General features: G+C 39.0%; 23 protein-coding genes. 15 read left to right on the top strand and 8 right to left on the bottom strand.

Annotated elements, in window-relative coordinates; all coding sequences use genetic code 11:
* Positions 1–29: 29 nt before the first annotated feature.
* Complete coding sequence (locus AQ505_RS04925; RefSeq protein WP_062547149.1) at positions 30–329, bottom strand: hypothetical protein; 300 nt, start codon at positions 327–329, stop codon at positions 30–32.
* Positions 330–524: 195 nt separating this feature from the next.
* Here AQ505_RS04925 and AQ505_RS04920 point away from each other — a divergent pair, with 195 nt between their 5' ends.
* Entirely contained in the window at positions 525–1673 is a 1149-nt protein-coding gene (locus tag AQ505_RS04920; RefSeq protein WP_062547148.1) for a tetratricopeptide repeat protein, read from the top strand.
* On the opposite strand, the gene AQ505_RS04915 is transcribed toward AQ505_RS04920, so the two are convergent.
* The 3 genes from AQ505_RS04915 to AQ505_RS04905 are packed head-to-tail and all read right to left on the bottom strand — an operon-like array spanning position 1662 to position 4803.
* Positions 1662–2261 carry a riboflavin synthase gene (locus AQ505_RS04915; protein WP_062547147.1) on the bottom strand — a complete coding sequence of 200 codons (600 nt, stop codon included), beginning with the start codon at positions 2259–2261 and terminating at the stop codon, positions 1662–1664. The genes AQ505_RS04920 and AQ505_RS04915 overlap by 12 nt on opposite strands.
* Positions 2262–2264: 3 nt before the next feature.
* A complete protein-coding gene (gene accC, locus AQ505_RS04910) occupies positions 2265–3752 on the bottom strand; it encodes an acetyl-CoA carboxylase biotin carboxylase subunit (protein ID WP_062547146.1) in 1488 nt (495 codons plus the stop codon).
* A gap of 7 nt (positions 3753–3759) precedes the next feature.
* Positions 3760–4803 carry a threonine aldolase family protein gene (locus AQ505_RS04905; RefSeq protein ID WP_062547145.1) on the bottom strand — a complete coding sequence of 348 codons (1044 nt, stop codon included), beginning with the start codon at positions 4801–4803 and terminating at the stop codon, positions 3760–3762.
* A 458-nt stretch (positions 4804–5261) separates the two neighbouring features.
* Between AQ505_RS04905 and AQ505_RS04900 the strand changes: the two genes are divergently transcribed.
* Both AQ505_RS04900 and AQ505_RS04895 read left to right on the top strand, forming a co-directional pair.
* A complete protein-coding gene (locus tag AQ505_RS04900; protein ID WP_062547144.1) occupies positions 5262–6119 on the top strand; it encodes a hypothetical protein in 858 nt (285 codons plus the stop codon).
* A gap of 174 nt (positions 6120–6293) precedes the next feature.
* The gene (locus AQ505_RS04895) at positions 6294–9011 is read left to right on the top strand and encodes an outer membrane beta-barrel protein (protein ID WP_062550886.1); all 2718 of its coding nucleotides are present in this window, start codon (positions 6294–6296) and stop codon (positions 9009–9011) included.
* Between the two features lie 82 nt (positions 9012–9093).
* On the opposite strand, the gene AQ505_RS04890 is transcribed toward AQ505_RS04895, so the two are convergent.
* Positions 9094–9783: an NUDIX hydrolase gene (locus tag AQ505_RS04890; protein ID WP_062547143.1), complete on the bottom strand. Its 690-nt coding sequence runs from the start codon at positions 9781–9783 to the stop codon at positions 9094–9096.
* Positions 9784–10348: 565 nt separating this feature from the next.
* On the opposite strand from AQ505_RS04890, the gene pfkA reads away from it, so the two are divergent.
* The 4 genes from pfkA (at position 10349) to AQ505_RS04870 (ending at position 14070) form a co-directional block, all read left to right on the top strand.
* The gene (pfkA, locus tag AQ505_RS04885) at positions 10349–11335 is read left to right on the top strand and encodes a 6-phosphofructokinase (protein ID WP_062547142.1); all 987 of its coding nucleotides are present in this window, start codon (positions 10349–10351) and stop codon (positions 11333–11335) included.
* A gap of 2 nt (positions 11336–11337) precedes the next feature.
* A complete protein-coding gene (locus AQ505_RS04880) occupies positions 11338–12180 on the top strand; it encodes a hypothetical protein (RefSeq protein WP_062547141.1) in 843 nt (280 codons plus the stop codon).
* 4 nt (positions 12181–12184) lie between these two features.
* Complete coding sequence (gap, locus tag AQ505_RS04875) at positions 12185–13186, top strand: type I glyceraldehyde-3-phosphate dehydrogenase (RefSeq protein WP_062547140.1); 1002 nt, start codon at positions 12185–12187, stop codon at positions 13184–13186.
* A gap of 137 nt (positions 13187–13323) precedes the next feature.
* Complete coding sequence (locus AQ505_RS04870; RefSeq protein ID WP_062547139.1) at positions 13324–14070, top strand: hypothetical protein; 747 nt, start codon at positions 13324–13326, stop codon at positions 14068–14070.
* Positions 14071–14122: 52 nt separating this feature from the next.
* On the opposite strand, the gene AQ505_RS04865 is transcribed toward AQ505_RS04870, so the two are convergent.
* Positions 14123–14359: a hypothetical protein gene (locus AQ505_RS04865; RefSeq protein WP_062547138.1), complete on the bottom strand. Its 237-nt coding sequence runs from the start codon at positions 14357–14359 to the stop codon at positions 14123–14125.
* 185 nt (positions 14360–14544) lie between these two features.
* Here AQ505_RS04865 and AQ505_RS04860 point away from each other — a divergent pair, with 185 nt between their 5' ends.
* Together AQ505_RS04860 and AQ505_RS04855 are read left to right on the top strand one after the other, a co-directional pair.
* A complete protein-coding gene (locus AQ505_RS04860) occupies positions 14545–15747 on the top strand; it encodes a DUF763 domain-containing protein (protein ID WP_062547137.1) in 1203 nt (400 codons plus the stop codon).
* Between the two features lie 143 nt (positions 15748–15890).
* Positions 15891–16514 (top strand): phosphatase PAP2-related protein, encoded by a 624-nt coding sequence (locus AQ505_RS04855; RefSeq protein ID WP_062547136.1) that lies wholly within the window; start codon positions 15891–15893, stop codon positions 16512–16514.
* A 73-nt stretch (positions 16515–16587) separates the two neighbouring features.
* Here AQ505_RS04855 and AQ505_RS04850 read toward each other — a convergent pair whose 3' ends face one another.
* Positions 16588–17379 carry an EndoS/ChiA family endoglycosidase gene (locus AQ505_RS04850; protein WP_062547135.1) on the bottom strand — a complete coding sequence of 264 codons (792 nt, stop codon included), beginning with the start codon at positions 17377–17379 and terminating at the stop codon, positions 16588–16590.
* A 249-nt stretch (positions 17380–17628) separates the two neighbouring features.
* Between AQ505_RS04850 and AQ505_RS04845 the strand changes: the two genes are divergently transcribed.
* Genes AQ505_RS04845 through AQ505_RS04830 form a run of 4 tightly spaced genes read left to right on the top strand, consistent with a single transcriptional unit; the run spans position 17629 to position 20083 of the window.
* The gene (locus AQ505_RS04845; protein WP_062547134.1) at positions 17629–17976 is read left to right on the top strand and encodes a hypothetical protein; all 348 of its coding nucleotides are present in this window, start codon (positions 17629–17631) and stop codon (positions 17974–17976) included.
* 7 nt (positions 17977–17983) lie between these two features.
* On the top strand, positions 17984–18631 hold the full coding sequence (locus tag AQ505_RS04840) for a hypothetical protein (RefSeq protein WP_062547133.1): 648 nt from the start codon (positions 17984–17986) through the stop codon (positions 18629–18631).
* On the top strand, positions 18610–19407 hold the full coding sequence (locus tag AQ505_RS04835; protein ID WP_062547132.1) for a sensor histidine kinase: 798 nt from the start codon (positions 18610–18612) through the stop codon (positions 19405–19407). Before AQ505_RS04840 ends, AQ505_RS04835 begins: the two co-directional genes overlap by 22 nt.
* Positions 19408–19411: 4 nt before the next feature.
* Complete coding sequence (locus AQ505_RS04830; protein WP_062547131.1) at positions 19412–20083, top strand: response regulator transcription factor; 672 nt, start codon at positions 19412–19414, stop codon at positions 20081–20083.
* A 52-nt stretch (positions 20084–20135) separates the two neighbouring features.
* Here AQ505_RS04830 and AQ505_RS04825 read toward each other — a convergent pair whose 3' ends face one another.
* Positions 20136–20795, bottom strand: a complete 660-nt coding sequence (locus AQ505_RS04825) for an HAD family hydrolase (RefSeq protein WP_062547130.1) — start codon at positions 20793–20795, stop codon at positions 20136–20138.
* A 196-nt stretch (positions 20796–20991) separates the two neighbouring features.
* Here AQ505_RS04825 and AQ505_RS04820 point away from each other — a divergent pair, with 196 nt between their 5' ends.
* Together AQ505_RS04820 and AQ505_RS04815 are read left to right on the top strand one after the other, a co-directional pair.
* Positions 20992–21471: an Lrp/AsnC family transcriptional regulator gene (locus AQ505_RS04820; protein ID WP_062547129.1), complete on the top strand. Its 480-nt coding sequence runs from the start codon at positions 20992–20994 to the stop codon at positions 21469–21471.
* Between the two features lie 21 nt (positions 21472–21492).
* On the top strand, positions 21493–22467 hold the full coding sequence (locus AQ505_RS04815; protein WP_062547128.1) for an EamA family transporter: 975 nt from the start codon (positions 21493–21495) through the stop codon (positions 22465–22467).
* The last annotated feature ends 19 nt before the right edge of the window (positions 22468–22486 follow it).

Below are 22486 nucleotides of genomic sequence, written 5' to 3'. Positions count from 1 at the left end.
ATGATCCATTCACCTGCTATAATGTTTCTTTAATGGCCAGTAGCCTCGTCAATGGTTTGCTTCTCTTTCAGGGCTTCCACATTGTTTTTATTACCAAAATTCTCGGTTTTATCACCGAAGTAAGCCAGGATGCCTACGATGGTCTCCAGATTGTCTGAAACCCGCTGGTGCATGTCAGGAAGATCTTTATCTAGTTTTTTATCTCCCAGTTCAATGTTGTCTACTTCAATCTTTCCTATCTTCTGGATAATCGCTTGTTGTGAATGCTGTAAATCAACCAACTCCCTGACTATCTTCTCCATTAATTCAAACTTCTTTAATGTATCCATGTTTTTATCGATTTAGTTTAACCTATTATTGATACGTTAGTAGAACCAATTACCTTGCCAAGATATTTTCATTTTCTCCTATTAGACCATATTATCAGGTTCAAATTTGGAATACTGAGATCAAACTAATAACTTAGTTTATTGGAACGAAATTGTTCCTCCAACATCATCCTATAAAATCAATCTATACGTTAAATGAAAAAATTCCTCTTTTCCCTCTTGATATTGAGCTGTACCGCTATTGTAAATGCACAAACCAACCCTGTTTTAGATAAAGAGAAATTACTGGATTTTTTTCAATCTCAGCGGTACCTGGATGCTGCTCAATACTTGCAGAGCATTTATAAGGAGGATACAAAAGACCCAAAAGCGATTTCACAATTGGCTTATGCCTATTTAATGGCGGGTAAACTTACAGAAGCAGAAAAAAACTACCTGAAGCTTTATGCAGAAAAGCCCGATGATATTCCAGGCTTATTTAACCTGGCCAATATCAATTTAAGAAGGGGCAATAACAGTAAGGCGAAGGAATATATCAGCCATATCATTACCCTGGACAGCAATAATTTCAATGCTTACAAGCAGATCGGACGTATAGAAAAAGAGCAGGGAGACCTGATTCCTATGATTGACCATTATAAAAAGGCCAATCAGCTGAATCCGGAAGATGCTGATGTCGCTTATGAGTTAAGTGAGCTTTACTTCAAGATGAACTATTTTGAGAAGGCATTAAGTGTGCTGGAGCCCGCATTGGCTGCCGACAGCAGCAATCTACAGTTGCTAAAGATGAAAATGCCGGCAACAATAGCTTCTAAAAAATATAAGGAGGCCATTCAGACCGGCGAGAAGTTAATGAGTTATGGAGACAGTTCCAGCTTCGTACTGAACAATATTGCGAAGAGCTATTTCTTATTGCTGAACTATCAAAAAGCGCTGAATTACTTTCTAATGGTCAACAGTAAAAGCGAAGATGCAGAGGGACTTTTGTACAACATTTCCTTGAGTTACCGGGGAATTAAGGACTACCAGAATGCCGTTAAATATCTGGAAAAAACGGTGAAAGCCGCCATTTCCCCTAAAACGTCCAGTTATTATGGTTTATTGGGGGACTCTTATGAGAATCTTGATAAAAACGATCAGGCCATCACTACTTACAAGCGGGGCTTGTTATTTGAGAACAATGGCAGTTTATATTATAACATCGCATTGGTTTATGAAACCAAGCTTAATGACAAGAAAAATGCCATCAGTTATTACCAGCAATACCTGAAAACGATAAACACTGCTGAACAGCCCAAGCTGATCGTTTTTATAAAGAATAAAATTGAAGAACTAAAGCGGTAATGACGTACGGCCAACTAAACGGGCTACATACTTACCGATGATGTCAAATTCAAGGTTTACGGTATCTCCAACGTCCACCTGATGAAGATTGGTATGCTCGAAAGTATAAGGAATGATAAAAACAGAAAACTCATCATCTGCTGAGCCTACGACCGTTAAACTGATTCCGTTTACACAAACTGAGCCTTTTTCTACGGTCACATTTCCATTTTGTGCCTCATATTTAAAGCGGTATTCCCAGCTGCCATCTAATTCTTCTCTTTTTACACAGGTAGCGGTCTGGTCTACGTGACCTTGTACAATATGTCCGTCCAGGCGTCCGTTCATCTGCATACAACGCTCCAGATTCACTTTACTACCAATTTTTAAATGAGCCAGGCTGCTCTTTTCCAGAGTTTCCTGAATAGCCGTTACGGTATGTGTGTTTTCTGTTAAAGCCACTACCGTTAAGCATACCCCGTTGTGGGACACGCTTTGATCGATCTTTAATTCGTTACTCAATTGCGATTGAACGGTAAAATGAAGATTAGTACCTTCTTCTTTAATCGCTGTAATTTCTCCTAATGTTTCAATAATTCCTGTAAACATCTGCTAATTATATTTTGTGCGGTTTCTTTTCCAATTGCTGATTTGCTGTCCCTGAGGCTCAGCAATCCATACATCTGGTTTCTTTTTATAAGTTATTGCAGCTATGACTGCTGCCATCAGCGCTTCATTTTCGTCAGTCAGCTTTATCCGGTCCGGACTAAAATATTTACTTACGAAATGCGTGTTGAAATTCCCTGATCTAAAGGCTTCATGCTGCATCACAAATTTACCAAAACCCAGCGTAGTTTTTATCCCGGTAATGTGATATTCGTCAATAGCCCTGATCATTCTTTCCATCGCCTCCTCCCGGTTCTGACCGTAAGTAATCAATTTAGCGATCATAGGATCATAATAAATAGGGATTTCCATACCTTGTTCAAAGCCATCATCTACACGTACCCCATTTCCTTTTGGCGTCTGATAAACTTCAAGTACGCCTATATCAGGCAAGAAATTATTCTCCGGATCTTCCGCATATACCCTCAATTCTATCGCATGACCATGAATTTTCAGGTCTTCCTGCGCATAGGAAAGCGCTTCACCGCGGGCTATTTTAATCTGTTCTTTGACCAGGTCCAGTCCGGTGATCAATTCCGTGACCGGATGTTCTACCTGAAGCCTGGTATTCATTTCTAAAAAGAAGAAATCGAGATTTTCATCCAGAATAAACTCTACAGTACCGGCACCTACATAATTTACAGATCTGGCTACATCTACGGCACATTTACCCATTTTTGCTCTGATTTCTGCTGTAAGCACGCTGGAAGGCGCTTCTTCGATCACCTTTTGATGCCTGCGCTGTACAGAACATTCGCGTTCAAAAAGGTGTACAATATTACCATGAGCATCCCCCAGAACCTGTATTTCAATATGTCGGGGTGAAGACACATAGCGCTCTATAAACACAGCACCATCACCAAAAGCGGAGGTTGCTTCGCTGACAGCTAAATGCATTTGTTCTTCAAAATCGCTGACCTGTTCTACTACGCGCATTCCTTTTCCACCACCACCGGCAGCTGCTTTGATCAGGATAGGAAAACCTACTGCTACTGCTCTGGATTTTGCTTCCTCAATATCAGTGATGGCTTCTTCTGTTCCTGGAACCATAGGGATCTGGTATTTCAATGCCGCTGCTTTTGCAGAAAGCTTATTTCCCATGATTTCCATTGCTTCTGGTGTTGGACCGATTAAAGTCAGGCCCGAAGCCTGCACTAACCTGGCAAAATTGGCATTTTCAGATAAGAAACCATAGCCAGGATGGATTGCATCTGCCCCTGTTATCTGGCAAGCTTCAATAATTTTTTCACCTAGCAGATAACTTTGATTTGATGCTGCCGGTCCAATGCAGATGGCCTCATCGGCATAGCGCACATGAAGTGCTGTTCTATCGGCTTCCGAATAAACGGCTACTGTTTTAATCCCCATTTCACGTGCAGAACGCATGATACGCAATGCTATCTCGCCCCTATTGGCTATCAAAATTTTCTTCATGTAAAGGTTATTTATGAGCAGAAGGATGTAAATGTAAAATGATTTCTATGGCGCGGTCGATCATCTCCGATGAAAGGTCAAGATGTGTCACCATGCGGACTGTTGCGGGTCCGAAGGTATTGCAGGCGATGCCTTTCTCTGCCAAAAGATGGACAATATTTTCGGCTTTAAAGCCTGCTGCGACTTCAAAAATCACAATATTTGTTGCTACGGGCATCACCGATACGACATAATTGACCTGTTTTAATGCTGCAGATAGAGATTTAGCATGATCGTGATCGATAGACAGTCTTTGCACGTGGTGATCCAGGGCATAAATTCCAGCCGCAGCCAGGAATCCAGCTTGTCTCATGCCTCCTCCAAATGCTTTACGGATTTTCACCGCTTTTCTAATCATCTCTTTGCTGCCCAACAAAACAGAGCCTACAGGGGCACCGAGTCCTTTGGAAAGACATACAGAAATGCCGTCGAAATATTGTCCGTAGTGTTTTGGGGAATTGCCGGTAGCAACCAGGGCGTTAAATATTCTGGCCCCATCAAGGTGTAATTTTAGCCCTTTAATATTACATAAGGTATGAATCGGTTCGATTTGGGCCAGGTGATAACAAGCTCCTCCTCCTTTATTAACGGTATTTTCCAATACCACCAGACTTGAATTTGGATAATGAATATTGTCATCATTGATTTCTGGCTCTATCATTTCCGGGGTAATGATACCGCGCGGCCCATTCAGCAACCTGACAGAGGCCATAGAATGGTAGGCAATTCCGCCGCCTTCATATCGGTATACATGCGCAGTCTGATCGCAAATGACCTCATCCATGGGTTGGGTAAAACATTTGATTGCGATCTGATTGGTCATTGTTCCTGAGGGGCAAAACAGTCCGGCTTCCATATTAAACGTCGCAGCCAGCTTCGTTTCCAGTTGATGAACGGTTTCGTCTTCTCCGAAAACATCGTCGCCAACCTTCGCTGTCATCATGGCTTCCAGCATGCCTGCCGTTGGTTTGGTGACGGTATCGCTTCTCAAATCAATCTTTATTCCTATCATCTTATGTTATAAGCTTGTCTACAAATATTATCTTTTTAAATGTCGTTAAAAAGAGGTGCAGTACAAAATCCGGGGAGCTAACGAGATAATTACATTAAATCAAGAATGTCTAACTTTTATTAAAAAACACCTTTTAACGCTACTAAAACGTTTATTAACCTTTTAATTGAGGTTTTTTAAATTTTAAAAAAGTCCTTTTCTCCCAATTAAAATATCAATTCCCGTAAATGCTTGATTTTAAATTTGGATTTCAAAATAACAAGTGTATTTTAGGCTTAGTGTTTTTTTAACAATATGGTAACTTTAAATCAATAAATAAAACGAGCAAAAACGCCATTATTTGTACAATAAAGGCGGAAAATTATTTAAAAACTTAAACCAAAGAATTAAATTTATGAAAAAAAACCCTACAAAAGTGTTAGGATTATTTACTTTTATCCCGAAAAAAACAAATTAAGATGATAGTTATTGCAGATGGTGGTTCAACCAAAACCAATTGGTGTTTAATTAATGAAGCAGGCAGAAAAATTCTATTTAATACAGAGGGATACAATCCATACTTTTCAGATACCGCATATATTGTTGGTTCGTTAAGAAAATCTCTTCCGGATCATTTAGAAACTGATAAACTTACCGAAGTAAATTACTATGGTGCAGGTTGTTCAACAGATGCCAAGCGCAAGATTGTAGCAGATGCAATGCAGCAGGTTTTTCCTAATGCAAAGATCAACATAGGACACGATTTATTGGCTTCATGCCGTGCTTTACTAGGTGACGAGCCTGGTTTTGCAGCTATATTAGGCACAGGTACAAACTCTTGTTTGTATGACGGTAAAGACATTACCATGAACATTGATTCTCTGGGTTATTTCCTGGGAGATGAAGGTAGTGGATGTTATATCGGAAAAAGAATTCTTAGTGATTACATGAAAGGTTATATGCCTAAAGGTTTAAGAGAAAGTTTCTATGATAACTTTGCCTTAACGAATGAGGACATTTTTGACCATATTTATAATAAACCACTTCCGAATCGTTTTTGCGCTGGTTTCAGCAAGTTCTTATATGACTATAAAGACAATTACGAAGATTATACCTTCTCTACAGTAGATTTCGCATTTACAGCATTCTTTGAGAATTTGGTGATTCATTATCCAAACTACAAAGAATATACGTTAAACTGTGTTGGATCTGTAGGTTATAGCTTCAGAGATATTTTAAGCCAGGTGGCCGATAGATATGAAATGGGCGTTGGTAAAGTGATCCGTTCTCCTATAGATGATTTAGTAGATTACCACATGAATACTGTGAATAAATAATCACAGTATTACTATAAAGTAAAAAGAGGATGCCTGAATCAGGTATCCTCTTTTTTTTGGCCATAAATGTTTTAACATAATTTAACTAGACATAGTTATGAAAATGCAGTATACTTGGGTAACCAGATGTTTTTCCTAAAAGGAAACACACCAACAAACCATACAACGCGCTTCATGTTTAAAATTTTAGCTGCTCTCCTGCTATTTTTAATAGCATCTAATACCTATGCACAAAATAAAGCAGCCATAAAAGGTTCTTTAGCTGATTCCAGCACTAATGCGCCTATAGAATTTGCCACTATTGCGGTGGTCAATTCAAAAGACACCACTTTAATCTCTTATACCTTATCCGATAAAAAGGGAGGGTTTAAATTATCGGGTATTCCCACGGACCGCGCTACAAAATTGATCATTTCTTATGTTGGCTATCCGACCTACCGACAAAACCTGCAGTTAAAAACTGGAGAAGTCAAAGATTTTGGCACCTTATTATTTAGTGGTACACACCTGAAAGAAGTTATCATTCAGGGAGAAAGGTCACCAGTACTGATCAAAAAAGACACCATAGAGTTTAATACTGAAGCTTTTAAAACTAGGCCAAATGCCGTAGTAGAAGAGCTGCTCAGAAAATTACCTGGGGTGCAGGTCAACAGCAATGGTTCTATTCTGGTGAATGGGAAGAAGATCAGCAAGCTGCTGATTGACGGTAAAGAGTTTTTTGGGAATGATCCATTGGTGGCCACCAGAAATCTGGATGCCGACCTACTTGATAAGATCCAGGTGTATGATGACCGGGAAAATGACCCGGCCCATAAGCTCAATTCTTCAGAGCTCTCAAAAATCATCAACCTGAAATTAAAAAGCAAAATCAAAAAAAGTACTATAGGCAAAATTCAGGCTGGATCCGGCAGCAGAGATCGTTATGAAGTAGGAGGAATCCTGAGTAATTTTAGAGATACTTTACAGGTCAGTCTCATTGGCTTATCTAATAATCTGAATAAAACCGGCTTTTCTCAGGACGATTTATACTCAATGGGAGGTTTCGACCGATCTGGTGGCTCAGAATTTTATGACGGCACCTTTGGTGGACAAAGCTGGGGTGGCCATATGGAAAAAGTGAGCAGCGGAGGCCTAAATATCAATCATAATTATGGCGAAAAGCTAAAAACCAATCTGACCTATTTTTATACCAATACCCGTACTACAGCTAGTTCAACAAACTTTAATGAGCAAACATTGGCAGAAACCATACTCAGTTCTTCTTCCAGGTCAGAAAGCCGGAACAACAAGAATAAACATGCAATATCTGGTTTAATGGAATGGGCACCCGATACTTTAAATCGTTTCCGGTATCGGCCAACACTTAATTTAGGCAGCGATTACCATCAAAATTCAGGTATGAGCAGCAGTTTTAACACCTTACATCCGAAACTGTCTGAGTCTAATAGTGTACACACAAATCAGTCGGACGAACGTGGGTTTTCCCATACGGCTTCCTACTTCAGACGGTTTAAAAAGGAGGGCGAATCCATAAACATTGAGCACTTTTTAAATTTGAATAGAAAAGCTGCTGACAATTATTCTCTCCTGGATTTAAAGTCTTATGTGGAAACGATTCAATCAGAACTTTTAGATCGGCTGGAAGACAATAATAACCGATCGAATGATGCGGCAATCAGCATAGATTATAGTTACCCTCTCAGTAAATCCCTGGAAATAGAGCTCAAGGCAGGGGCTAACTATATCAACTCTACAGAAAAGGTATCCAATTACGACAAAAATCCGGCAGATGGTTTGTACAACGTTTTTCTTGCTGAGCAGAGCAGCGAACTGACCAGGAATACCTGGACACAAAAGCTAATGCCGCAGCTTTCCTACCTCTTTTCAAAAGAATACAACATCAAAGTCGGCATGAATGCCACCTTACAAAACTTGCAAAACAAGTTTAACAAAGCCATTCCCGATCAATATTTAAAATACTTTAACTTATTTCCAGTAGTTTCCTTTCAAGGTCCTGGCTTTTCTATCTCCTATAAGGAACAAATCGAACAGCCTAACATCGCTCAGATGCAGCCCATCACCAGAACGTACACACAGCTCCGCAAGTACATTGGGAATCCTGAGCTGAAGCCCAAATACAATCGCGAGCTTATAGGAAATCTCTACAAATACAATAATGAAAAGCAGGTCAATTTTAATGCCTATGGCGGATTAACATTCACTGACAACAATACCATAGAAAAAAACACGATAGACGCCAATGGAACGACGACCACCACGCCTATTAACAAAGATGGCGGAGTGTCAGGTTATGTGGGCGCAAATTTTGGCAAGCAGTTTAAAAAGTCTCAGGACTGGCAATTTGGATTGGAAAGCTATATTTCCTTCAATGCCACCAGAAGTGCTTTTTTTCTAAATCAGGATGAGGGCGTACAATACAATTATTATGCAAACGCCAGTCAGAGTTTCAACTTCAATTATCAATCTTTATTTACCATCAGCACGAAATACGATTTCAGACAATCCATCACGACCTATAAAAAAGTAGATTATAAAAATATCAATACCCCCTCACATAATATTGGGGCGGAACTGACTTTAAGATGGCCAAAAAGAATCATCATTGATGGTAAATACAACTTTAACTACAACCCAAACCTCAGCGAAGGCTTCTCAAAAAGTGCTAATATATTGAACCTTGCGCTCAGTGTACAAATGTTCAAAAAAGACCGTGGACAACTAAAATTATCTGTATTCGATGTATTAAACCAGCGTATCTCTGTTTATCGCTATGCAAGTGAAAATTCTGTCAGTACTTCTGAACAGCAGATTCTCAGGAGGTATTTCCTGGCTACTTATCAGTATAAGATTGCCATCCATAAGGGGAAATAAATCGGAGGTAAAAAAGATGGCCGCAGTATTTACATACTGTGGCCATCTTTTTTTAAAGGCAGGAAATTGATTGTATCTGAGGTTAAAAAGAGATTTCTTTGCCAAATAATTTGGCGTACTTACGCTTGTCGAATTTGTACAGGGTTGCTGCCCTAAAGCTCACTCCTTTTTGTTTCTCTTCCAGGTCTTTCAATACGCCGAAGCTCAGCATCTTCTTTCTAAAGTTTCTTTTATCCAGTTTTTTACTCAAGATAATTTCATACACATTCTGCAATTGTGTGAGGGTAAATTTCTCTGGTAGCAGCTCAAAAGCAATGGGCTGGTGCTTGATTCTTCTTTTAATTTTTTCCAGCCCTTTATCGAAGATCTGCTGATGATCGAATGCCAGCTTTGGTAGGTTCTGCACATTGATCCAATGGGCTTGTTTGGCATAATTACTCAGTGGTTTCAGGGCTTTATCGCCACCTAACCTCAATAGCGCATAATAGGCTATACTCACTACCCTTCCTTGTGGATGTCGGTTTACATCCCCAAAGGTGTAGTATTGTTCCATATAAACATCACCCAAACCGGTTAGCTCATGCAAAATACGGGAGGCCGACTGGTCTAAACTTTCGTCTTCTCCAACAATATTTCCTGGCAATGCCCACCAGTCCTTAAAGGGTTCCTCGTTTCTTTCAATCAAAAGAATTTTCAATTCTCCTTCATCAAATCCGAACAGCACACAATCAATCGAGAAAGTGGAATTAAACTTTGGTAAGACTTCTTTCAAAATATCAAATTTTATTTATCAAACTTATTTTTCAATCTGCCTTGAATTCAATTAAGGCGTTAATTTGTTGTAGATTATTTATCTTTTCTATTCTTTTCCCTTACACCCGCTGCTATACGCTCCATCTCTTCCACTCGGGTTTAATCTATAAAGTTCTTAAATAATATCTCGTTTTAACAAGATTAACAGGATTTAAGTTAAAAACAAAATGAAAAGTATAATTATAAAAATAATGTTGCAAAAGAATCTGCCAGGAAATGAGTTCTTGAATCGGATTTTTCAGTCGTGTTTTCTATATTGCATGCGCTAATCCTTCGGATGCAGGGATGATCGATCTTGTTAATAAAGATATGATGCTGATTTTTGTAGAAATAATGGCTCGGAATATTGAATTTTTCAGCGCTGCTAAATCATTACAGCAACAGACATCTTTTATCAAACTATAAAAACTATTAAATTTTTAAACATTGAGGCAAAAAAATACACTTGCATCCTAATTACATAGGAAAATAAAAAATAAATTACTTAGTGTAAAAAATACACGCTATATTCGTAATCACAAATCATGAAACCAAATATTAAAAATATCGCCGTATTGACATCTGGAGGAGACGCTCCAGGGATGAACGCCTGCATTAGAGCAGTAGTACGTACCGGCATATACAATGGAATCAACATGTTTGGGGTTTTGCAGGGATACCAGGGCTTGATCAACAACAACATCAACCCAATGGACGCAAGATCCGTTAGTAACATTATACACTTAGGTGGTACCATTTTAAAAACAGCGCGTTGTCTGGAGTTTAAGACTGAAGCAGGAATGCAGCTGGCTTTTGAAAACTTAAAAGCCCGTGACATTGATGGCTTGGTAGTGATTGGAGGAGATGGTACATTTACAGGTGCACAGCTTTTTGGAAAGAAGTTCGGAATTCGTGTAATTGGAATTCCAGGCACGATCGACAATGATTTATACGGCTCAGATTTCACTTTAGGATACGATACGGCAATAAATACCGTTATTGAAGCAATAGATAAAATCAGAGATACTGCAGATTCCCATGACCGTTTATTCTTTATTGAAGTAATGGGCAGAGATTCGGGATGTATAGCCCTGAGAAGTGCGATCGCCAGTGGCGCAGAGGCAGTACTCCTACCGGAAAAAGAAACCAGTCTGGATGAACTGATCTCACAATTGGCAATTGGTGCATCTACCAAGAAATCTTCGAGCATTGTAATTGTATCAGAAGGCCATAAAGCTGGTGGTGCTTATGATGTTGCGAAAAAGGTGAAAGAGAGTTTTAACCACTATGACACGAAAGTTACGATATTAGGCCACCTGCAACGTGGAGGCAGCCCGAGTAGTTTCGACCGAATTTTAGGCAGTCGTTTAGGCTTTGCAGCTGTGAATGAATTGTTGAAAGGAAGTACCATGCAAATGGTTGGATTACGTGGAAATGATATAAAGACGACAAGTATAGACGAAGCGCTAACCAGGCATACTTTTAAATTGGAGAGCGACCTGTTAGAAATGACTAAGGTTTTATCCATTTAATTATGATAGCCGTAGTTTACAGTGGATCTAAAACAGCGTACTGGAAAATTGCACAAGATGGAAAAACCATTGCTGAATGCAATATGCCAGGGATTAACCCCTGTTTTAATGACCAGAAGTCTATACTTCAATTCTTAAATAAAAAATCGATTCTGGTGAATCACGCAGAAAGCATTAAGAAAATATATGTTTTTGCTGCTGGAGCTTCCTCAGAAGAAAGAAGAAATGAATTAGCGGAAACGCTTGGAATGTTCTTTAGATATAGTAAAATAACGGTTAAAGACGACCTGTATGGTGCAGCGATCTCTGCCTGTTACAATAACCCTGGAATTGTAGGTTTATTGGGAAGCGGAGCAAATTGCGCTTATTATGACGGAAAGAAACCGGAGAAGAACAACTTTGGACTGGGATATATCCTGGGAGATGAAGGTTCGGCAAACTACCTTGGAAAAACACTGTTAAAGTATTTTGTTCAGGATAAACTGCCAAAGGACCTGCATAAAAAGTTTGAACTGAAGTATAATCTGGACAGGCCTCAAATCCTGGAACGCGTATACAAACGCCCTCTGGCTCAGCAGTTTCTAAGTTCTTTTTTTGACTTCTTTTTAGAAAACAGAAACGATAAATTTTTGTTAGGAATAATAGAGAAAGGATTTGAAAGTTATTTTAACACTTATTTGTTACCAACATTAAAATTACATCCCGGTAAAGAAATACATTTTGTAGGACTTGTGGCCGGAAACTTTCAGGAAGAGCTGCGAGCAACTGCAAAAAAGCATGGACTGGAAATAACATCGATTACTAAAGAACCGATATATAATTTACTAAACTACTATTCAAATTAACAAAATGAGCAAAATTGGAATAAACGGCTTTGGCCGTATCGGCAGACTGGTTTTTAGAGCTGCTTTAAAAAGAGGATTAGATATTGTTGCAATCAATGATTTAGTTGAGCCGGATTACATGGCTTATATGTTAAAATACGATACTACACACGGTCGTTTTGATGGTACTATTGAAGTAGTAAACGGACACCTTGTAGTAAATGGAAAAACAATCCGTATCACTGCGGAAAGAGATCCAGCAAACTTAAAATGGGATGAAGTAGGTGTAGAAACAGTAATTGAGTCTACAGGTTTATTCTTAACTCAAGTTGACGCTGAAAAACATATTCAAGCTGGTGCAAAAAGAGTAGTACTTTCTGCTCCTGCAAAAGATGATTCAATCCCTACTTACGTAATGGGTGTAAATCATGAGTTGTTAACTGCTGATCAAACTGTAGTTTCTAACGCTTCTTGTACGACTAACTGTTTAGCGCCAATCGCTAAAGTATTAAACGACAACTTCGGTATAGTTGAAGGCTTAATGAGCACAGTACACGCAGTAACTGCTACACAAAAAACAGTTGATGGTCCTTCAGCGAAGGACTGGAGAGGTGGACGTGGAGGTTTCTCTAACATTATCCCTTCTGGAACTGGTGCAGCGAAAGCAGTAGCAAAAGTAATTCCTGCTTTAAAAGGAAAATTAACAGGTATGGCTTTCCGTGTACCGGTAGCTGATGTATCTGTTGTTGATTTAACAGTTCGTCTGGAAAAAGCAGCAACTTATGAAGAAATTAAAGCAGCCATGAAAGCAGCCTCAGAAGGTTACTTGAAAGGTGTGCTAGGATATACAGAAGATGAAGTAGTTTCTTCTGACTTTATAGGAGATGATCATGCGTCAATTTTCGATGCAAATGCAGGTATTGCATTAAATGACAACTTCGTAAAAGTGGTTTCTTGGTATGATAACGAATGGGGCTATTCTAATGCATTAGCTAAATTCGTAGAGTACTACGGAAATTTAAAGTAAAACCCGTTCATACAGGTTTATATTTGGTTAGAAAAGGGATGTGTCTGGATGGAACATCCCTTTCTTGTATAGGCAATAATTTCCCTTTCTTTTATATATTTGTGTAGAAACAGACCACAATTACTTTCCGTTCAATTATGAAAAAATGCCTGCTTGCCCTTATGCTGATGACACTGATCTTTGGCTGTAGTAAAGACGAAGAAAAAATAAAAAACTACGTACCTAGAGTTTTAACAAAAAACGAAGCCTTTAATCAGTATTCAGAACAAAAGGCCGATTCGATTACCATCTATAAACTCAACAAACCAGAACAGGATGAGTGGTTGTCAGTAAAATTCAGAGACAGCACGGTGAGTATCCAAACAGATCCTTCGGATGCCAAAAAATCAACCCAGCACTTTACATTTGCAGAATTCATTAATACACAGAAAACAAGCTTACTTGTACAGACTGCAGATGCAACTGCATCGGCAGCACCAGTTTATATTATTTCCTTAAAAGATGGGAAACTGGAAGTGGTCAGCTTAGAGCGTCCAACCAAACCTGGACCGGGTGAAAAATCTGGTTTAGGCATCAACAGACTGGGTCGCACAGGACATTTGATCAATAATGATTTCTTCATCACTGGTGTGACTGCAAAAGCTTACCTATTGAAAAGACAAGATCCTGAGCAGAGAATAGCTGGAAAGTTTTTAATGTTGTCACCGGATAGACAAACCATTGTTTTTGCAACGCCAAAAGAATTATATCAGGTGAATTTTATCACTGATGAAACCTTAACACAAGCTTTCCCAGGTGATTTACCTTCAGAAGTACCGGCGATCTACAGCTGGGTGCAAAACAACTTCAGTTTTCAAAAGAACAAACAAGGCGTTTCCTTTTGAAAAAAAATGATAACGATAGAATTGTCGACATCAGCGAATTCAAGAAATAAGTTTACACGTTAAATTCGTCCAGGGAGTAAGGAAGTTCTTCGCAAAAGAAACCATTATTCATCAGAATATGTTTCACCACTGCAACTGCAGGAATCGAACTTACTACCCTTAAAATTTTGTCGACATCTTCAAAAGCTAAAGACCAATTTTTTTCTCCAAATAAAGTATTCATCACAGGTCTGATTGAAGTCAGATCTTTTTGATCCTGTACCGAGGTTTTAAAAATCATTATGTTCATCTTTTTTTAGTTTAGTGATTAGGAATTAGCTTGTCCAAAAATGCAGTTTTATAAGCAGCTAGGAAAGCAGCGACAGTCAAAGCCAATAAAAAGTCCGACGAACAGCAGGAATTTACCGGTAAAAGATTCCGAACCCGATAATTTTTGGGATTAACTACGGTTTATTTTTACTAATTTTGTTAGTAATGAAAGCGTCAGGAACGGCAGATTTACCTTTACATTATGGCTATGTACCCAGTTGGTTATCCGAACGGATGACCCGTCTTGGTTTAGCCATTACAGAAGCCATCATTACCGAATATGGTACTGCCGAAGTATTGCGTCGATTAAGCGATCCTTTTTGGTTTCAAAGTCTCGGTGCGGTGATGGGAATGGACTGGCACTCTTCGGGGATCACGACTTCCGTAATGGGCGCTTTAAAAGCTGCGATCAATCCTCATAGTAAAGAATTAGGCATTTATATTTGCGGTGGGAAGGGAAAAAGATCAAAACAAACTCCTGCAGAATTATTGAATATTGCCCAGCAGACTGGCTTAGATGGAAATCATCTGCTGAGGTGCAGCAAACTTAGTGCAAAAGTAGACAATACGGCCATTCAAGATGGATTTCAGCTGTATACCCATAATTTCATCCTAAATAAAGAGGGCTTGTGGACTGTTGTTCAGCAAGGAATGCGAAATGACAGCGGTACTGCAAGAAGGTATCACTGGCATTCCTCCAGCCTCCATTCTTTCGTAGAAGAACCGCATACTGGCGTCTGTGGTGTCCACCAAGGTAAAATCATGAACCTCGTTGACAAGGCTGCTGCTCCTGCACAGCAAGCGATGCTGGCCATGACTACTGAACATCCGGATCGGATGATCATGGAAATCAAAAAACTCATCATGCCCAACCACCATGAAGTGAAAGCGAAAGATGTTGACCTAAAACGTCTGGGTGCCATGTTATGGCTCACACAAGAAAATCAACCCGAAGATTTTGAGGAACTTCTGCTGCTGAAAGGTATGGGCCCAAGAACCTTGCAATCGCTCGCACTGGTTAGTGAGGTTATTTATGGTACACCTTCTCGTTTTACAGATCCTGCTCGTTTTTCATTTGCGCATGGCGGAAAAGATGGACATCCCTTCCCTGTGCCCATAAACGTTTATGATGAAACTATCGAAGTATTGAGCAAAGCAGTTCAGCAGGCCAAAATAGGACATTCAGATAAACAGCAAGCCATTCATCAATTGAGTATTATCTCTCGAAACGTAGAAAAAGACTTTGTTCCAAATGATAATTTTGAAGCATTAATTGAAAAAGAGAGCAGAGATTCCTGGAAACATGGAGGGAAAACCATTTTTGGAGATGCTAAACCAATCAGAGCGCAGCAACTCAGCTTATTTTAAGCTAAAAACCTACAAATTACCTGTTTAAACATCTTATTTATTTATAGAAATAACCACGATTTCTTAGCTTGGCTATTCATTTATAATAGATTAATTCCGTTATTTGTTTTGTTTAGTTTAAAATATACCAACAGAACACTTTAATGCAGTTTAAACAATTCTCCTGGCAAATTGCCTGGGATTACCCGCCATTCAGACTTAAGTTTATTTTGGGGATCTCTATTCTTGCCCTAATCCTTCTTTTCATTCCTCATTTTTTCGCTTTTGTGGAGAATAGAGAGAAAGGATTTATATTAAACGACTGGGTGTTGGCAAACATACCTGCAATTGATGTCTCCTGGTGGATCTTTATTATCCTTTACGGCATGTCAGTGTTTTTCATTGTCCGTATGTCCAGAAATACGTCCATCTGCCTTACTGCACTATGGTCGTATATATTTCTGTGTACTGCCAGGATCATTACCATTTCCATTGTCCCATTGCATCCGCCAAAAGATATTATCGATTTAATAGACCCATGTTCTGTTCTATTTTATCGTGGTAATATCATTACCAAGGATCTTTTTTTCTCCGGTCATACGGCTACTGTCTTCTTAGGTGCTTTATGCCTTGAAAATAAACGAGAGAAAACCATTGCTTTCATTGCTGCCGGAATTATTGGCGTATTGCTATTGGTTCAGCATGTACATTATACAGCCGATGTAATTGCTGCACCTTTCTTTAGCTGGATATGCTGGTATTTTGGAAAATCTATAGAAAAGTTATAACGCTCTTTTAAACAAAAAAGCGGAAACAACATAAATAATTGCCTCCGCCAGAAGTTTTGAGAGCTCCTATATTTTAATTTCTTTGCACAGTTGATTTAAGTGCTTCTATCAGCTGTCTGGTATAATGAAAGTCCTGGTCGATATTGATATTAAAAAGCATCATCCCTCCTTTTAAGCCATTATCAGGCTGCCATTGAGAAAGCTGAATCGCATCTGTTAAAGAATTGGGCTGATGATGCCCTGGCTGCACACCAATCAATAACTTTTTAACACCTACCAGTCCGGCATATAATCCAAACTGATGAATCATTGTTTCTACGTCCCAGAGATAACCAGCCAGAGATACGTAATCAAAACAGGCATTGCAGCGCTTTAACAATTGCTCATCAGCATAATACTGATAGGTGACATAACTCATGATTTTACCTGTTCCAGAACGTGGTCCAAAGTATTTGGCCAGCTCCATAATCACTTTTATAAAAGTATCGTTAGGAACATCGCCACCCATTTCCGGGTCTATATCAATTCCATCCAGCCCCCAGGTATTGACTACCAATTCATAAACACTGGCGGCAAAACTTTTGGGATCAGCGATGGTATTCCAGGAAATTTTTGGCTGAACAGCACTCGCAATGGAAGTCAGTACCCTAACTCCTCTTTGCTGCTGCACCCGGACACCTGAAAGGATATTTTCCCAGCTCATTCCATTACTTGTCAGGTATAAATTCTGCAGTGTTTTTTCAGCATCCAGGCTAAGGCTAAACAAATTGATCACATCAATCCCTTCCGGCAGTGTTTCAATAATCATCTTTTGATTCGCATAACCCAACCAGTAGGCAATAAACAAAGGGTCTGGAGCTTTCATAAATAAATCGGTCGTTTAATGTACTGGTTCAATACAGATAAAGATCCGGAAATGGTTTAGCGTACAAATGCGCTAGATTACCCGAATAGAAAAACAGGTATTTATACCTGTTTTAATAACAGGAGCGTAACAAATATAAATTAACTGTAAATAATTGGTGAGCTTAACAAGGAATGTTTTATTTTAGATTAAGATTTTAAAACCAAAAGTTCTAAAAAAGACCTGTAAACCAAAAAAGTAAAATAACTCATGGAAAAACACAACAAAAGTATGTATGAAATTCCTTTAGCTGAAGCTAAAGAACTGACTGCTGCCTGGGCAGCACAAGGAAACCTAATCAAAGCTTTCCTGGTTGATGCACAGGAATTGAAAGACATGCTTGAGGAAGATGGCGTTAAATATATCAGAATGTATTTTGGCTGGGATAACTCAATGGAAGATGGAAGACAACAAAGAATGATCATGGTTCCTGCTGACATTTATGGACAAGATATGGTAAACAAGAACGTTGGAACAGACCTTAAGGGTCCTGTTGATAGCAATGTATTCGATTTTACAATGCCTTGCCCGCCAACCTGCTCACCTGATGAATTTTAATTAAATAATGGCTTCAGCGTTAGAAAAAATTTATTTGTACTTTTCAATGGGCATCATTCTATGCCCATTGATTTTGGCTTTGATGAATGTCAAGTCCTATCCTAAGGAATTAAAAGTAATCACACTGTACCTGGTTTCTATTGCAACTCTTGGAGCATATAGTGCCTATTTATGGTCACAGCTTAAAAATAACCTTCCGGTATTGCACGTTTACACAATGGTAGAATTTACCGGAATCATGCTTTTCTACCAGGTAATTTTCAAAACATATATCGATAAGATCTGGTTTTGGGTGCTCATCACCTGCTTTCTTGTATTTTGCCTGATCAACGCCACCTGTATTCAGGACTGGAAAATATTTAATACCTATCCGCGAACGCTGGAAAGCATTCTGGTGATTGGTGCTTCCCTATATTACTATTATAAAATTACCCGTCAAACACTCTACACACAAATTGAGAAAAGCCCTGTATTCTGGATCAATACCGGCTTCTTTATTTACTTTTCGGGAAGTTTCTTATTGTTTACAATTAGCAATTATATTCTGCCATATAGCTTTAAATTCAACATGATGGTTTGGCAATTCCATGCCTTTCTTTCTATTGTTAATAATATTTTAATCTTTATTGGCTTATGGCAGCACAAGAAAACATAGATGTTTACTTTTTTCTCTTCACGGGAATGATTGTCATGTTTATTCTGAGCGCTGCTGTGGTAGTGCTTTTTTTCGTATATCAGAAAAAATTCTATAACCAGCAGGTGAAACTCAGGGAAAAAGAAGCGGAATACCAGCAAAAATTATTGCACAATAACATTGAAAAAATTGAAGAAGAGCGCCGCAGAGTCGCCAAAGATTTACATGATGAGGTAGGCAGTATATTTTCTACTATCGGTATGAAAATTATACAGTTTGAGAAGAAAAACAGCCCGGCATCCAATGCGGTAGGTGGCATCGACCTGATCAAAGAAACCAAGCTCCTTGTAGATAAGGGAGTCATGAGCGTAAGGCGAATTTCTCATAACATGATTCCCAATGAACTGGAAATGTTTGGGATTGCAGCTGCAATCGAAGAATTATGCTTTCAGATAGAAGGCTCCGACGGACTGGATGTCAGCTTTGAAAGCGAAGGACTAGATAAATGTGGCCGCACAGAAATAGAACTTGCACTTTTCCGCATCACTCAGGAACTCATCAGTAATACAGTAAAACATGCTGCCGCAAAACATGTAGAAATACAGCTTAACTGTACTGAAATGGAAGTGATGTATCAATATAAAGATGATGGCATAGGCTTTGACAAAGATCTGGTTCGCAGAGGATTGGGCATACAGAACATCACCAGCAGGGTAGAAATGAACGGCGGTCAGCTGACCTATCATACCGATAGTCCAGGATTTGGCGTCTCCATCTATTTCCCTACACTAATTTAATAAAATGAACAAATTGATAAAGATTGCAGTTACAGATGATCAGGTGATGTTTAGAGAATGCCTGGTGAACAATATCAAAAGCTTTGGAAACATGGAAGTTATGTTTGAAGCAGGGAATGGACTGGAACTATTAAAAGCCATGAATGAATGTGGTGAGGTTAAACCAGACATCGTGCTGATGGACCTGAACATGCCTGAAATGAACGGAATGGAAGCTACTAAACAGTTAAAAATAGCCTTCCCGGATGTACGCGTGATTGTCCTATCCGTGCATGGCGAAGAGAAACATGTAACCAGGATGATCCAACAGGGGGTAAACGGATATATCGCTAAAAACTCAGAGTTGAGTGAGCTTAAAAATGCCATTGAAACTACTTATCACAATGGCTTCTACTTCAATGAAATGGTGTTAAAGACCTTACAATCTGGAAAGCTGCTGAACAAGACTAGCTTAAGGGGATTTGATGCCAGCTCCTCTCTTACACAACGCGAAAAAGAAATATTAGGTTTGATTTGTGAAGAATTGACTACTCCGGAAATTGCCGATAGATTGTCGATCAGCTTACGTACGGTGGATGGACACCGAAATAATTTATTGGTTAAAACCGGCGCAAAAAATGTGGCAGGGTTAGTCGTATTTGCTTTTAAACACAAGATTATTGATACCGATCTTTAGCTATCGATATCGTTATACGCCTGATGAGCTGAGTTGATCCACATGAAATTGATCAACTTGCTGCGAATAATGTTGTTTTAGCCACTGCTAGATCAGGGAACAATTCATCCGCTATGGCTAATGACGGATGAACTTCCAAATTACTTTGGATCGCAATACACCTCAGTCCAGCTGCTTTCGCTGCTTTGATTCCATTTAGTGTATCTTCAAATACGATACATTCTTCTTTCTTTTGCCCAAGGGCTGCACAGCATTTGAGATAGCCTTCAGGATCTGGCTTATTTTGGACCACATCAGACCTGGTAATGATCAGCGTAAAGTATTCCCTTAATCCATTTCTATCAAAAATAGCTTCCACATCCTCCCGCGGACTAGAGGTGACAATGGCCAGCAAGAGTTTTCTTTCATACAAAAATTTGATCATTTCTAAAGCATAAGGCATTAGCCCTACATCTTTTGTTTTCAATCTTTCCAAGGTCAGGGCTTCCCTCCTTTTCACCACATCCTCCAAAGCGGCATTGATCTGATACTTTGTCAGTAGATTTTTTGCGTTCTGCGGAAGTGGAATTCCTGCATAATTTTTCAACCAGTCGGAATACGCTAATTGTATACCATAATCTTCAAGGATTTCATTCCAGCATTCGTAGTGAAAATACTCGGAATCAATTAATGTTCCATCAAGATCAAATAGTACGGCCTTTACATTTTTCATCGCTTATTTTGAGTTTCCAGTTGACCGGCAATATACAGTGCATTTTTCAAATCACCGCCACAACAGTATTAAAACTGAGTTGAAGAGCTAAAAATAATCAATTTACAGAATCTAAACAATCACAACCAAAGAGAACAATAATCAGAATATATAAATATTGTTTGCATATTATTCTGAATATAAATACATTTACAGAATGATAATCGAAAACAATATCAATTTGGATAAGATCGATCTTGCTATTTTAAGGTTGATGCAGGAAAATTCAAGGATTTCCAATGTGCACATGGCCAAAGAATTAGAGATGGCTCCCTCTGCGGTGCTGGAACGCGTGAAAAAGTTAGAACAGAAGAATGTGATTACACAATACACCGCGAGAATCAATCCTGCGGCTGTAGACTTAAAATTGCTGGCCTTCATTTCCATGAAAGCCTCTCATAGCATCGGCTGTACCACTACCGCAACGGAATTGTCCAAGATTAAAGAGGTACAGGAAGTACATATTATTGCTGGAGACGACTGCTATTTAGTGAAGGTGAGAACCACAGATTCGGCTTCCTTAATGGCATTAATGAGAGAATCATTTAGCAAAATAACGACCATACAATCTATAAGAACCACCATTGTTCTCGAAACTGTAAAGGAAGAAATACAATTGGTTATCCCAGAAAAATAATTGAACTCTACTGAACCTATTATGACAGCTCCAACTAAATCTGCTTCCCCAATAATGGTATATCTGGCTTTTGCCATTGTTTATATCGTTTGGGGCTCCACTTACTTTTTCATTCAAAAAGCCCTTGCTGGTTTTCCTCCATTCATTTTAGGCTCCTTCCGATTTCTGGTTGCGGGAGGATTGCTCATTTCCTGGTGTCTGATTAAGGGGGAACAGATCTTTAATAAGAGAAACATCAGGATTGCAGCCATTGGCGGCATATTGATGCTGGGTTTAGGAAATGGAATTGTCATTTGGGTGGAGCAATTTATTCCGAGCGGTCTCGTTGCTATTATGGTGGCATCTGCGGCAATTTGGTTTGTGATTCTGGATAAACCCAAATGGAAAGAGAATTTAACCAGTAAATCTACGCTGGCCGGTGTGATCATTGGTTTTATTGGCGTGATCTTATTGTTTGGTGAACAAATGATCCACTCTTTTAATACACAGCAGAGTACAAAAGAGGTCATTGGAATGGGATTGTTAGTGCTTGGCCCTATTGGTTGGGCTGGAGGATCACTTTATGCGAAATATAAAACCGATCCGAACAGTTCAGTAACCGTAAATACGGCATGGCAGATGATTGCTGCAGGACTACTCTTTATCCCTGGCAGTATTTTTAGCTCAGAATATCAGACTTTTAAATGGTCACAGGTTTCTTTGGATGCCTGGCTTTCCATTATCTATCTGATTATTTTTGGCTCTATCGCCGCCTTTAGTGCTTATGTATGGTTATTAAAAGTAAGGTCTGCTACACAGGTAAGTACCTACGCTTATGTGAATCCAGTAGTGGCGATTCTATTAAGCCTGACCTTTACTAATGAGAAAATTACTTTTATACAGATTATTGGTCTATTTGTAATCCTAGGAAGTGTGTTGCTGATTAACCTTGTTAAGTATAGAAACAACGCTAAAGAACTGGTTAAGAAAGACAACTTACTGATTCAGAAAGCATAAAAGTTCTAACCGGTCTAAA

The organism is Pedobacter sp. PACM 27299, assembly GCF_001412655.1.
Classification (GTDB): Bacteria; Bacteroidota; Bacteroidia; order Sphingobacteriales; family Sphingobacteriaceae; genus Pedobacter.
The sequence above is the reverse complement of the archived record's forward strand: the minus strand, read 5'-3'. Positions and strand labels throughout refer to the sequence as shown.